General features: G+C 65.7%; 13 protein-coding genes. 2 read left to right on the top strand and 11 right to left on the bottom strand.

The window, feature by feature from the left end:
* The first annotated feature begins 73 nt into the window (after window positions 1–73).
* Window positions 74–508: a DUF3617 family protein gene (locus ECTOBSL9_RS00325; RefSeq protein WP_082829651.1), complete on the top strand. Its 435-nt coding sequence runs from the start codon at window positions 74–76 to the stop codon at window positions 506–508.
* Between the two features lie 121 nt (window positions 509–629).
* On the opposite strand, the gene ECTOBSL9_RS00320 is transcribed toward ECTOBSL9_RS00325, so the two are convergent.
* From ECTOBSL9_RS00320 to ECTOBSL9_RS00305, 4 genes are all read right to left on the bottom strand, one after another.
* Window positions 630–1,835 (bottom strand): alanine--glyoxylate aminotransferase family protein, encoded by a 1,206-nt coding sequence (locus tag ECTOBSL9_RS00320; protein WP_063465920.1) that lies wholly within the window; start codon window positions 1,833–1,835, stop codon window positions 630–632.
* Window positions 1,836–1,934: 99 nt separating this feature from the next.
* Window positions 1,935–3,152 carry a glycolate oxidase subunit GlcF gene (gene glcF, locus ECTOBSL9_RS00315; protein WP_063463386.1) on the bottom strand — a complete coding sequence of 406 codons (1,218 nt, stop codon included), beginning with the start codon at window positions 3,150–3,152 and terminating at the stop codon, window positions 1,935–1,937.
* A gap of 1 nt (window position 3,153) precedes the next feature.
* On the bottom strand, window positions 3,154–4,221 hold the full coding sequence (gene glcE, locus ECTOBSL9_RS00310) for a glycolate oxidase subunit GlcE (protein WP_063463385.1): 1,068 nt from the start codon (window positions 4,219–4,221) through the stop codon (window positions 3,154–3,156).
* On the bottom strand, window positions 4,218–4,967 hold the full coding sequence (locus tag ECTOBSL9_RS00305) for a metallophosphoesterase (RefSeq protein ID WP_063463384.1): 750 nt from the start codon (window positions 4,965–4,967) through the stop codon (window positions 4,218–4,220). The genes glcE and ECTOBSL9_RS00305 overlap by 4 nt, the downstream gene beginning before the upstream one ends.
* Window positions 4,968–5,081: 114 nt before the next feature.
* Here ECTOBSL9_RS00305 and ECTOBSL9_RS00300 point away from each other — a divergent pair, with 114 nt between their 5' ends.
* Window positions 5,082–5,723: a hypothetical protein gene (locus tag ECTOBSL9_RS00300; RefSeq protein WP_205631983.1), complete on the top strand. Its 642-nt coding sequence runs from the start codon at window positions 5,082–5,084 to the stop codon at window positions 5,721–5,723.
* A gap of 1 nt (window position 5,724) precedes the next feature.
* Here the strand turns inward: ECTOBSL9_RS00300 and ECTOBSL9_RS00295 are convergent, their stop codons facing one another.
* The 7 genes from ECTOBSL9_RS00295 to ribD all read right to left on the bottom strand — a co-directional run bounded on the left by ECTOBSL9_RS00295 (window position 5,725) and on the right by ribD (window position 12,901).
* Window positions 5,725–8,469, bottom strand: coding sequence for a TRAP transporter permease (locus tag ECTOBSL9_RS00295; RefSeq protein ID WP_063463382.1), 2,745 nt, complete (start codon window positions 8,467–8,469; stop codon window positions 5,725–5,727).
* 89 nt (window positions 8,470–8,558) lie between these two features.
* On the bottom strand, window positions 8,559–8,999 hold the full coding sequence (nusB, locus tag ECTOBSL9_RS00290) for a transcription antitermination factor NusB (protein ID WP_063463381.1): 441 nt from the start codon (window positions 8,997–8,999) through the stop codon (window positions 8,559–8,561).
* Window positions 8,996–9,478, bottom strand: a complete 483-nt coding sequence (ribE, locus tag ECTOBSL9_RS00285; protein WP_063463380.1) for a 6,7-dimethyl-8-ribityllumazine synthase — start codon at window positions 9,476–9,478, stop codon at window positions 8,996–8,998. Before ribE ends, nusB begins: the two co-directional genes overlap by 4 nt.
* A 15-nt stretch (window positions 9,479–9,493) precedes the next feature.
* Complete coding sequence (gene ribBA, locus ECTOBSL9_RS00280) at window positions 9,494–10,612, bottom strand: bifunctional 3,4-dihydroxy-2-butanone-4-phosphate synthase/GTP cyclohydrolase II (protein WP_063465919.1); 1,119 nt, start codon at window positions 10,610–10,612, stop codon at window positions 9,494–9,496.
* A 64-nt stretch (window positions 10,613–10,676) separates the two neighbouring features.
* Window positions 10,677–11,012, bottom strand: coding sequence for a DUF3392 domain-containing protein (locus ECTOBSL9_RS00275; RefSeq protein ID WP_082829650.1), 336 nt, complete (start codon window positions 11,010–11,012; stop codon window positions 10,677–10,679).
* A gap of 51 nt (window positions 11,013–11,063) precedes the next feature.
* Window positions 11,064–11,720 (bottom strand): riboflavin synthase, encoded by a 657-nt coding sequence (locus ECTOBSL9_RS00270; protein WP_063463379.1) that lies wholly within the window; start codon window positions 11,718–11,720, stop codon window positions 11,064–11,066.
* A gap of 59 nt (window positions 11,721–11,779) precedes the next feature.
* Entirely contained in the window at window positions 11,780–12,901 is a 1,122-nt protein-coding gene (ribD, locus tag ECTOBSL9_RS00265; protein ID WP_063463378.1) for a bifunctional diaminohydroxyphosphoribosylaminopyrimidine deaminase/5-amino-6-(5-phosphoribosylamino)uracil reductase RibD, read from the bottom strand.
* Window positions 12,902–12,933: the final 32 nt, after the last annotated feature.

The raw sequence follows: 12,933 nt of genomic DNA, 5'->3' as shown, positions 1-12,933 counted from the left end.
CGGCCCCCATGGAACGTGTCATCCCCTTTTATATCATTTACCATGCCTGCGAACTCACGATCAGGATGGAAACATGCAAATCTTTCGACCGATGGCGGTTGCCGCCATGACCTTGATGATGCCCTTGAGCGCTCTGGCCAACCAGCCCAACCTGCAGCCGGGGGAATGGGAGTTCACCTCCATCAGCAGCACCATGGGGCACGAGGCCCCTGAGGAAGACGCCCACACGGAACGGGGGTGCATCACGGAAGAGGATATCGCCGATGGCGCCAGCTTCCTGATTGCCGATCAGGGCTGCGACATCACGGACATGGAATCCACCCATGCCAATCTGGCCTACAGCATGATATGCGAGCAGGACGGTGGTGATGTCGTGGAAATGCGGGCGACCTTCGAGTTCATGGGAGACAGGCTCACCGGTCGCGTCACGTCTTATATGGATACCTCCATCGGCAAGATCCCCATGCATACCGAGGTGAAGGGGCAGCGTCTCGGGGAGTGTGACTGACTCTCATGCATCACGGTTGCATCACGGCGGCCAATCACCCCGGATGATCAAGGACACGTGACACTCCCTTCTCCCCCGAGGGGGAGAAGGGAGTGTCGGTAGCTGACGGGGTTCTTTCGCGTCAAGCTTCGCCCATGTGGCTCGCCTCGCCATACACCCGCTGCGCGGCACGCATGGCATGGCCCCGTTCGATGGGCGCGTTCATCTCCGTGAGTACGGCCTCCAGGGCGTGCAGGCACAGCAGCACGTTCCTCTGGTTGCAACCAAAGCCCATCAGGCCGATGCGCCAGATCTTCCCGGCCAGCGGCCCCAGGCCTGCACCAATCTCCAGACCATAGCGTTCCAGCAACTGCGCGCGTACCGCAGCCTCGTCCACGCCTTCGGGTACTTTCACGGCATTGAGCTGGGGCAGGCGGTGAGGTTCGTCCACCAGCAGGTTCAGGCCCATGGCCTCCAGGCCGGCCTTCAGCGCCTCGTGATGATGGCGATGACGCGCCCAGGCCTCTTCCAGGCCTTCTTCGCGCAATAGCACCAGGGATTCATGCAGGGCGTACAGGGCATTGATGGGGGCGGTGTGGTGATAGGCCCGCTTGGCGTTGCCCGACCCCCAGTACCCCATGACCAGATTCAGGTCCAGGAACCAGCTCTGCACCGGGTGCTTGCGGTTGCGGATGCGCTCCACGGCCCGGGGGCTGAAGCTCACCGGCGACAGGCCAGGGGTGCAGGAGAGGCATTTCTGGGTGCCGGAGTAGATGGCGTCCACACCCCAGTCGTCCACCCGAACCTCGCTGCCGCCCAGGCCGGTCACCGTGTCCACGATCACCAGGCAATTCCGGGCATGGGCCACCTGGGAAAGCGTCTTCACATCGGAGCACACCCCGGTGGAGGTCTCGGCGTGGACAAAGGCCACCAGGCGGGCGTCCGGGTGGGCCGCCAGGGTGTTCTCCAGCTTTTGTGGATCCACCGGCTGGCCCCATTCCTCTTCCACCACGATGGGGGTGCCACCACAGCGCAGCACGTTCTCCTTCATGCGCATGCCGAATACACCGTTGATGCACACCACCACCTCGTCACCCGGCTCCACCAGGTTGGCAAAGCAGGTTTCCATGCCGGCGGAACCGGGTGCGGAAACGGGCAGGGTGAGCTCGTTTTCCGTCTGGAAGGCGTACTGCAGCAGCACCTTCATCTGATCCATCATGCCCACGAAGGCGGGGTCCAGATGCCCGATGATGGGGCGGCTCATGGCAGCCAGAACCCGGGGGTTGATATCGGAGGGACCGGGGCCCATCAAGGTGCGCACGGGGGGGTGGAAGGAGGGATAAGTCATCATAGTGAGGGTCTGCTGAATGGGTGGATTTCTTTAAGTTTATGAAAAAATTATGGAAGTATAAGGCGGTGGGCCGGATGAGAGAAGGGTGTGCGGATCTCAGCCTCCGGTGTCTCCATCCATCAATTGAATCCAGTGCCGCACCGGCGTGCCCGTCCCCGACTGCAGATGCATGTGACACCCGATATTCGCCGTGGCAATCACCTCCGGAGCCTCCCGCTCCAGATTCGTCAGCTTGCGCTGCTGCAGCTGCCGTGACAACGCCCGCTGCAGAATGGAATAGGTCCCGGCCGATCCACAGCACAGATGCACATCCCGCACTGCCACCAACTCAAAACCCGCCGCCCGCAGCAGCGCCTCCACCCGACCGCTCAGCTTCATGCCATGCTGCAGGGAGCAGGGCGGATGAAAGGCCACCCGCCGGCCATCGGCGTCCACCCCCAGGCGCCGGACATCCTCCGGCGTCACCACTTCGCAGGGATCACGTGCCAGTTCCGCCACCCGCCGGGCCCTGTCCCGATACGCCGGATCCGCCGCCAGCAGATGGCCGTAATCCCTCACCTGCACACCGCAGCCGCTGGCCGTGACCAGGATGGCCTCCAGGCCCGCCTCGATCTGTGGCCACCAGCTATCGATGTTGCGCCGTGCCCGTGCCCGGGCGGCCTGCTCGTCATTCAGGTGCATCTCCACGGCCCCGCAACAACCCCCGCCGCCACGGACAACACTCACCCCCAGGCGATCCAGCACCCGGGCCAGGGCCGCGTCGATATCCGGCTGCAGGCCAGGCTGCACGCACCCCTCCAGGGTGAGCATGCGTCGCGCGTGCCTTGCCTCGGGCCAGGGGCCCTGAACGGCACGCGGGGGCACCCAGTGACGGAAGGGAGGCGGCAGCACCGGCCGCAGACCCTGGCCGGTACGCAGCAATCCATTGAACAGGCGGCGCCGGGGCAGCACATAGCGCAGGGCAGCCCGCTGCAGGCGTTCACGCCAGGGGCGACTGACCCGCTCTTCCACCTGGGCACGGCCCACCTCCACCAGATGCCGGTAATCCACCCCGGAGGGGCAGGTGGTCATGCAGTTGAGGCAGGTGAGGCACCGATCCAGATGGGTCTGGGTGCGACGGCTGGGTTCCTGCCCTTCCAGCACCTGCTTGATCAGGTAAATGCGCCCCCGAGGGCCATCCCGCTCATCCCCCAGCAACTGATAGGTGGGGCAGGTGGCATTGCAAAAGCCGCAGTGCACACAGTTGCGCAGGATGCCGTCCACTTCCTCGCCGGTCGGCGTTTCCCTGATGAAGTCCACCAGTCGGGTCTGCATGTCACACCTCCGGGTACAGGCGGCCGGGGTTGAGGATTCCGTGCGGATCGAAGGCGCCCTTGAGTTGCCGGTGCAATTGCAGCAACGGCGGCGCCAAGGGGTGGAACGGCTCGATGCGATCGCCATGACCACGGAATACGGTGGCATGCCCGCCCTGTGCCTGGGTGGTCTGACGGATGGCGTCGGCCGGGCCCTCGGACCGGAACCAGCGCAGGGTGCCGCCCCAGTCCAGCAGACAGGGCTCCGGCACCAGATCGGCTGGCGCCCCCGGGGGCAGGCTCAGACGCCACAGCGGAGCCTCCCGTCCCTGGAAGAACGGATGGGTCTGCTCGCGAATGCTCTCCCAGAAGGCCTCCGCAGCCTCCATTGCATCCCCGCCGATCACATGCGCGGCCTGTTCAACGCCCTGGCGGGCGCCGCACAGGCGTACATAGAGGGTATCGTCCACATGGCAGGCCCCGGAGAGGGGGAGCGGACGGCTGCCCCAGCCGAGCAGGGAGTTCAGGGCCTGGTTGGCGCTGGCGGGCTGGGCGATGGTGATGCTGTGTGCGGGCCGTGGCAACACCTTGACCGAGACTTCCAGCAGCACCCCCAGGGTGCCCAGGCTGCCGGCCATCACCCGGGAGATGTCATAACCGGCCACGTTCTTCATCACCTGTCCGCCAAAATGCAGGACCTCGCCCAGGCCGTTGATCATGCGCACACCCAGTACCGCGTCACGCACGGCCCCGGCGTAGGGGCGTCGTGGCCCCGACAATCCGCTGGCCACCGTGCCCCCCAGGGTGGCCTCCGGACCAAAGGCGGGTGGCTCGAAAGGAAGCATCTGGCCATTGGCCTGCAGAAGTTGCTGAATCTCTCTCAGGGGCGTGCCGGCACGGGCCGTGAGAACCAGTTCGGTGGGCTCGTAGTCGATGATGCCACGGTGTGGGGTCATATCCAGTGGGTCGCCGGATACGGCGCGCCCGTAGAAGGACTTGGTCATGCCGCCCCGGATCTCCAGGGGCCGCTCATGCCGGGCTGCGTCGGCAATCAACTCGCTGAGGGTTTGCGTCAAATCCTGATCGGTCATGTGCTCCCCTGAGAAGTGGGCTTGGGCGCGGTGGGAAAGCTGCTCAACGCCCATTGCGGATGGATCTGCAGGATACTGAGCTTGGCATGGGGCATCTGTTTCCCGTAGGCGGCGCCGGTATCCAGATAATAGATGTTCTCCCGACGCATGGCCTCCTCGACGGGGGTATGCCCCACCACCAGCAGGGCCAGGCCCTCCACGGGCGCGATGGCCTCATCCTTGAGTACCTGGCCGATACGCTTGCGGGACCAGGTGGCGTATTCACGGGTTCGTTGGTCCCGCTCCAGTTGTTCCAGGAACGCCATCCAGTTGAGCCGGGGAGGGACATCGGCATGCACAATACCCACCTGGCCGGGTTCGGTATCCGCCTCCAGGGCGAAGGGCAGCGCGCGCAGCCGGCGGCGGAAGCGGTTCTGGGTGATGGGGTCCACATCCATCCACCACTCGCCACCATTGAGTGTCACCCAGGAGGTGGCCAGGTCCCGGTCGATTTCCGATTCAAGCAGCAGGCGCTCGTGATTGCCCTGCACGGCGAAGAACCAGGGCTGCTCAAGAAACTCCAGGGCCCGGTGGGATTCGGGGCCGCGGTCGATCAGGTCCCCCACCGAAATCATTCGGTCCTGTTCCCGATCGAAGTCCAGTTCGTCCATGGCCCGCTCCAGGGCGGAGAACATGCCATGAAGATCGCCCACCACAAAATCCCGTCCCCCGGTGTTCCTTTCCAGCCGCTTGAACGCACTTCCCATGCCGTCAGGCCCCTGATTTTGTGTGGCTTTGCCCCCCGCTGGCCAGGGGTGGCCGTGGGCGGGGGCACGGGTTATGATCATCGACCGAGCAAGGGGGCTTTGCCAAGCATTTTCATGTCAATCGACTTCACCCACAGCACATTGCCCTGTTTTCTGGACTTCGAGGCCTCGTCTCTCACCCGGGGCAGTTATCCCGTACAGGTGGCCTGGTCCGACGGGGCGGGCCACCTGGAGTGCTGGCTGATCCGTCCCGCCCCCGAGTGGACCGACTGGTGCGATCAGGCGGAGGAGATGCATGGCATCAGCCGCGACATGATCGAGGAGCGCGGCTGTGACATCACCTGGCTGTGCCGGCGCATGAACCGTGCCCTGGCGGGGAAGGTGGTCTTCACCGACGGTGTGCATCTGGACCGATTCTGGCTGCAGCGCCTGTTCGTGGCGGGCAGCTTCATGCCCCGTTTTCGACTGGGGGATGTGTTCAAGCTGCTGGAACCCCGCCTGCCACCCCCCGAGTACCGGGCCCCGGATCTACTGCAGGGCCTGATGGCCCAGGCCCGGCGGGATACGCCGGGTTTCGCCCATCAGGCCGACAGCGATGTACGCTATCTGCTCAACCTTTGGCGACGGGTGCGCAATCACCATCCCGCCGTTTCCTGCCCGGATCCCAGGCGTCGCGTCATCCCTGCTGCGCCCACCGAGGGCTTCAGTGCACATCAGCAGGCCGTCAGCTCTTCACTGGCCGACGAGCCACGCTGAATCAGCCCCGGGCGCGTCGGCGCTGCAGGGCGATGATCCCCCCCAGAAGCAACAGCGCGGGGAGGTAGAACCATTCCGGTGCGGGCCGGTCCGCCGGCACCATCACTTCGGTCACGTTCCAGCCGGATTCCAGGCGCATGCGCTCGGCCGGGCTGCCGAAGGACACGAAGCTGATGCTCACCTGATCCCCCAGGGTCATCAGCCCCAGGCCCGCATCCGCCAGGCGCTCATCACCCGGCCCGGGATCGCCCATGGGCAGCATCACCACCCGTTGCACCTCCCTGCCATCCATATCCATGCCCTCCACGGCGAAGCGCAACTGCCCGCCCTGGGGCGTCGCCTTGGCAATCTCCTGGATCTCCCCGGGGGGCAGGCGGTCATAGCGGGGCTCGATACGGTCCATGAGCAGATTGGGGGCGAACAGTACCAGGGAGATGCCCAGCAGCAGGATGGACTCGTGAATCCGGCTGCGGGTGACCAGCCAGCCCTGGGTGGCGGCCGCAAAGACCAGGATGCCCACCAGTGCCCCAAAGACCGTGAGCAGCAGTTGCCACAGGCTGTCCACGCCGATGAGCAGCAACTGGGTGTTGAAGACGAACAGGAAGGGCAGGGTGATCGTGCGCAGGCTGTAGATGAAGGCCTGCACCCCGGTACGGATCGGGTCGGCCCGGGAGACGGCGGCCGCCGCAAAGGAGGCCAGGCCCACCGGCGGCGTCACGTCGGCCATGATGCCAAAATAGAACACGAACAGATGCGCGGCGATCAGCGGGATCAGCAGGCCATGCTGCGAGCCCAGCTCCACGATCACCGGCGCCATGAGCGTGGCGACGATGATGTAGTTGGCGGTGGTGGGCAGCCCCAGCCCCAGCACCAGGCAGATCAGGCCGGTGAGCATGAGCATGAGCAGCAGATTGCCGCCGGAGAGGAATTCCACCATGTCGGTCATGGCCAGCCCGATCCCGGTCATGGCCACGGTGCCCACGATGATGCCGGCCGCGGCCGTGGCCACGCCGATACCCACCATATTGCGGGCCCCTTGCACCATGCCATCGGCCAGTTCGTGGCCACCGCGCAGCAGGGCGCTGGTGACCTGTCGGGCGGCCGGGTCATCCGGCGGCACGTCGTTGGCAAACGCCTGCTGACCCCGGAACAGCACGATCAGGGGCCGCTGGGTGAGCATGATGAAGATCATGAAGGCGACGGCCCAGAAGGCCGACAGCCCTGGTGAGAGGCGCTCCACCACCAGGCACCACACCAGCACCACCACCGGCAGCAGGAAATGCAGGCCGCCCTGGATGGTGGACCGGGGATCGGGCAGCTCCAGATGGTCATCGTCCACCATCTGCACGGCCGGGGCGCGGCAGGCCGTCCATAACAGGCCCAGGTAGGCGGCCAGGACCAGCACTCCGATGATGTAGGGCGAGGCATCGCCGCTCACGGTCTTGATCCAGCCCAGGCCGTAATAGGTGGCCCCGGCCAGGACGAACAGCCCTGAGAGGGTCAGCCCCCAGCCGATGAGCCGCCCGGTGACCGTGGAGGTCACCCGCCGGGGCAGGCCCTCCATGCCGGCCTTGAGGGCCTCGAGGTGGACAATGTAGAACAGGGCGATATAGGCGATCACCGCGGGCAGGAAGGCATGCCGGATCACCTCCACATAGGAGATGCCCACGTATTCCACCATGAGAAAGGCCGCGGCCCCCATCACCGGCGGCATCAGCTGGCCGTTCACGGAACTGCTCACCTCCACCGCCCCGGCCTTGTAGGCCGGAAAGCCCACCCGCTTCATCAGCGGGATGGTGAAGGTGCCGGTGGTGACCACATTGGCGATGGATGAGCCTGATACCACCCCGGTCATCCCTGAGGCCACCACCGCCGCCTTGGCGGGCCCGCCGCGCAGGTGTCCCAGCAGGGAGAAGGCGACGCGGATGAAATATCCGCCGGCACCGGCCTTTTCCAGCAGGGCCCCGAACAGCACGAACAGGAAGACAAAGCTGGTGGACACCCCCAGGGCGATTCCGAACACCCCCTCATTGGACAGCCACTGCTGCGACATGGCCCGGCCGAAGGAGGCCCCCCGGTGGGCGATCAGGTCCGGCATCCAGGGCCCGGCAAAGGTGTACACCAGGAAAATCACGGCGATCACCATCAGTGCCGGCCCCAGGACCCGCCGGGTGGCCTCCAGCAACAGCGCCATGCCGACGCCGGCGACGATCAGGTCGGTGGGTGTGGGTGAACCCGGTCGCTGGGCGAGATCCTGATGGAAGAGGAACAGATACCCGGCGCACAGGGCCGCCAGCATGGCCAGCACCCAGTCCACCACCGGCACCCGATCCAGTGCGGCCGGCCGCAGCAAGGGCCAGGCGGCCACCAGCACCGCTGCGCCGATGGTGGCAAATACCCCCGCCCGAGGCAGTTCATGCCAGAACTGATACCCGGCCAGCCCCCAAAGGCCCAGCCCCACCAGGATGAAGAAATACCCTGCCAGCGGCCGCATCCGGGCCATGGGGTTGATGGCGGGGAAGGCCAGGAAGGCCAGAAGCACGGCAAAGGCCAGATGGATGGACCGAGCCTTGGTCTCGGAGACGATGAAGATATCGAACCAATAGGGCAGGGGGGAGGCGATCCAGATCTGAAACAGCGACCAGGCCAGCGCCACCCCATAAATCAATCGCCGCGCCGCCACTCCCGGCTCCCGCGCCCCGGTCTCCACCTGCCCGGCCAGCATGCCCTGATGATTCGTCTGCATTCAGTCAACGCCTTCCCGATGAATGCCCCTTGATGGAGCCAAGCGAATGACAGCACCTCTCCCTCGGGGAGAGAGGGGAGTGCTCTGCCTTACCGGCGCAGTGCCCCTCCGGCCACCTTGTCGATCACTCCATTGACGAACTTGTGCCCCTGATCTGCACCGAACTTCTTCGCCAGCGCCACGGCCTCGTTGATGGCCACACGGGTGGGCACGTCCGGGCAGTGATGCAGCTCGAAGGTGGCCAGGCGCAGGATGGAACGCTCCACCGGGTCCACCTGGGCCACCGGGCGGTCCAGGAAGGGGGCGATCAACCCGTCCACCGCTTCCACATTTTCGGTCACGCCCAGAAGCACGTGGCGGAAATGCTCCCAATCCGCCCGCTCCATTTCCGGATCCTCGTGGAAGTCGGCCAGGATGTCCTTGGGGTGGTAATCGGTGAGCTGCCATTGATAGAGCGCCTGCATCGCCAGGCGGCGGGCGTGGCGACGGGCGTGGGTGAGGCGCCGGTGTTGCAGGGCGTCGGGATTCATGCGCGCAGGGACCGGATCAGGCTGATCATTTCCAGGGCACTCATGGCGGCGTCTGCCCCCTTGTTGCCCGCCTTGGTGCCAGCCCGTTCGATGGCCTGCTCAATGGTGTCGGTGGTGAGCACGCCAAAGCTGATGGGCAGGCCATGCTCTAGCTGGATCTGGGCCAGGCCCTTGGCGGCCTCACCGGCCACGAAATCAAAATGCGGCGTGGAGCCCCGGATCACGCAGCCCAGGGCAATCACGGCGTCGTAGTTGCCGGACTGGGCCATCACCTTCACGGCCAGGGGCAGTTCGTAAGCTCCGGGCACGCGCACCACGGTAAGGTTCTGGTCCGGCACGCCATGGCGACTCAGGGTGTCCTGAGCACCTTCCAGCAGACGCTCGACGATGAAGGAGTTGAAGCGGGACAGCACCAGGCCGATCCGTGCCTCGGAGGTGGCGGTGAAGGTGCCTTCGATGGTTTGCAGGTTTGCAGTCATGACTGGGGTGTTCCGTTAGCGTTCGTTGACGTATTCCACCACCTCGAGCCCGAAACCGCCGAGCCCGTGGAAGCGTTTGGGGGCCGAAAGCAGGCGCATCCGGCTCACGCCCAGATCCTTGAGGATCTGGGCGCCGATGCCATGGGTGCGCAGTTCGGCGGGTTCCTGGTCGTCGTGTCCGGATGCGTGGGCCGGGCCATTGCCCAGGGCCATCTCCCGCAGACGGCGGACCATCTCGCGATTGTTCACGGGCTTGTGGATGATCACTGCCACGCCGCTGCCCTCGTGGGCGATGCGCTCCAGGGCGCCGCGCAGCGGCCAGCCACAGCGTTCGCCCCGGTAGGCCAGGGTATCGCACAGGCTGCCGCCCAGGTGCACCCGCACCAGGGTGTCGTGATCACCCCCGACATCGCCCTTGACCATGGCGTAGTGCAGGCCCTTGTCCAGGGCATCCTCATAGGCCACGAGTCGAAAATCGCCGAATTCGGTGGGGAAGGGGCACTCCGCCACCCGTTCGACGCTGCGCTCGTTCTCGATGCGATAGCGGATCAGGTGTTCGATGGTCCCCATCTTCAGGTCGTGCTCCTCGGCAAATCGCTCCAGGTCCGGGCGGCGCGCCATGGAGCCATCCTCGTTGAGGATCTCCACGATCACCGCCGCTGGCTCGAAGCCAGCCAGTCGTGCCAGGTCACAGCCGGCCTCGGTGTGACCGGCACGCACCAGCACGCCCCCCGGCTGGGCCATGAGCGGGAAGATGTGGCCCGGCTGGACCAGGTCCCGGGCAGCGGCATCGGGGGCCACCGCGGTGCGCACGGTATGGGCCCGGTCGTAGGCGGAGATGCCGGTGGTCACGCCCTCGGCGGCCTCGATGGAGACAGTAAAGTTGGTGCCATGCTTGTCGTTGGTATCCCCCACCATCAGCGGCAGGCGCAACTGACGGCAGCGTTCCCGGGTCAGGGTCAGGCAGATCAGCCCACGGCCGAAGCGGGCCATGAAGTTGATGTCCTCCGGGCGCACCCGGGAAGCCACCATGAGCAGATCGCCCTCGTTTTCGCGATCCTCGTCGTCGACGATGATCACCATCCGCCCCTGGCGCAGGTCCTCGATGATTTCTTCGGTGCTATTGAATGACATGGTTCGGCCGGTATTGGAATCCAGGGGGTGAGTGGGCCGCATGGCCCAGGGGCATGACGGGTGACTAGAGTTGCTGACGGCGTTCGGCGATAAAACCCAGAATCAGGAAGGCCCCCGCCACGGTGGGCGCAAGCCAGAGGGTATCCACCATCATCAGTCCCTGGGCCACCCAGGGGGCCAGGAAGACGGCGATGGCACCAAAGCCGAACACGCACATCAGCACGAAGACAAGCAAGCGGAACACCAGCGGATAAGGACGGACCGCCGCCTTGACCGCCCGCAGGATGTCCTGTCCGTAGACCACCAGCAGCGTGGCCACCAGCGCCAGGGCGATCTGGCTGGTGTAACCGCGCATCCAGACGCCGGCCTGCAATAAGGTGTCGTTGATCCAGTCCATCATGGTCCCGATTGAAAATCCGCCAATGGAAAATCCGCCAATGCGATAGGAGCCTTATTTCAGAAAGCCATGTTCAGCCAGGAATGCCTCGCTGATGCCGTGTTGGGGCTGGGCGGCCTTGTCTCCCAGCAGCAGGCGTTCCAGGTAGCGGGCAATGATATCCACTTCGATGTTCACGCGGGTACCCACGCGATAGCCGTTGATGATGGTTTCCTGTTGGGTGTGCGGCACGATGTTCACGGTGAACACGGCACCGTCCACGGTATTCACCGTCAGGCTCACCCCGTCGATACACACGGAACCCTTGGGGGCGATGTAGCGGGCCAGTTCGTCGGGCACGCGCACATGATAACGCCAGGAGCGCGCCTCCTGCTCCACGGCCGTCACCTCGCCCAGACCGTCCACATGGCCGCTGACCAGATGGCCGCCCAGGCGTGTGGTGGGTGTGAGGGCCTTTTCCAGATTGACCGGGTCACCGATGCCCAGCGCCCCCAGGGAGGTCTTGGAGAGGGTCTCCCGGGAAACGTCGGCCACGAAACCGTCACCGGGCAGGGCCACCGCCGTCAGGCACACCCCGTTCACGGCGATGCTGTCGCCCAGCTGCACATCGGTCAGGTCCAGCTTGCCGGTGCGCAGGGTCAGGCGGCTGTCACCGCCCCGGTCTTCCGTGGCCGCCAGGGTACCCACGGACTGGATGATACCTGTAAACATCGAGGGGGTCTCCGGAGTCGCTCTTCAGGGGCTACGATACAGGATTATCCGGCCCGGGATCACGCCGCCGACGGGCGCGCCGTGATGCGCCAGTCCAGGCCCACCGGGCGGACATCCCGGATCTCCAGGGGAATACGGTCGGCCATGTGCTGGATGGGCAGGTCCATCAGCCCCCGTGCATCGCCCCCCATGAGGTGGGGTGCCAGGTAGATGATCAATTCGTCCACGCAGCCCACTTGCATCAGGGCGCCGGACAGTCTCGGGCCTGCCTCCACGTGCACTTCGTTGACCTCCTGTTCCGCCAGTGATTCGAGTACGGCGGTCAGATCCAGGTGGCCGTGTGCCCTGGGAATACCCTGCACACGGGCGCCGGTGCTGGCCAGCTGCGCCTGAAGCTCCTCCACTCGATGCTCGGCGGTGAAGACCTGTACCGGGGCCTCGTCCTGGAACAGGCGCGCCCGGGGGGATAGTTGGCCTTGCCGGTCCAGCACGATCCGCAGGGGCTGCTTCACGACACCGTCCACACCCAGTTCGGCAGCGGCAATGCGCACGTTCAATCTCGGATCATCGGCCAGCACCGTGCCCATGCCGGTGAGCAAGGCGGAGGCCCGGGCCCGCAGGCGCTGTACATCCTGACGTGCCGCCTCGCCGGTGATCCACTGGCTCTCGCCAGACGCCATGGCGGTACGCCCGTCCAGGCTGGCGGCCAGTTTCACGCGCACCCAGGGGCGCCGGCGCTGCATGCGACTGATGAACCCCGGGTTGAGGTCATGGGCCGCCTCGGCCATCAGGCCATGGGCGACGCTGACCCCTGCCTGACGCAGGCGTTCCAGCCCCTGGCCGGACACCAGTGGGTTGGGGTCTTCCATGGCCACCACCACCCGGCGCACCCCGGCCGCCAGCAGGGCATCCACGCAGGGTGGGGTCCGCCCATGATGATTGCAGGGTTCCAGGGTCACGTAGACCGTACTGCCCCGCGCCTGCTCGCCGGCCGCGCGCAGGGCCCGGACCTCGGCATGGGCCTCACCAGCGCGGGCATGATAACCCTCACCCAGCACCTGCGTGCCGCGCACCACCACACACCCCACCCGCGGGTTGGGGTCGGTGGTGTACAGGCCCATGGCCGCCAACTGCAGGGCTCGGGCCATGAAACGGTGATCGTCAGGAGTGAAGTCGTTCATGGGAGGGATTGGGGGAGAGAGGGGAGGGGGAT

Origin of the sequence: Ectothiorhodospira sp. BSL-9 (genome assembly GCF_001632845.1) — a bacterium.
In the GTDB taxonomy this organism is placed as follows: domain Bacteria; phylum Pseudomonadota; class Gammaproteobacteria; order Ectothiorhodospirales; family Ectothiorhodospiraceae; genus Ectothiorhodospira.
The sequence above is the reverse complement of the archived record's forward strand: the minus strand, read 5'-3'. Positions and strand labels throughout refer to the sequence as shown.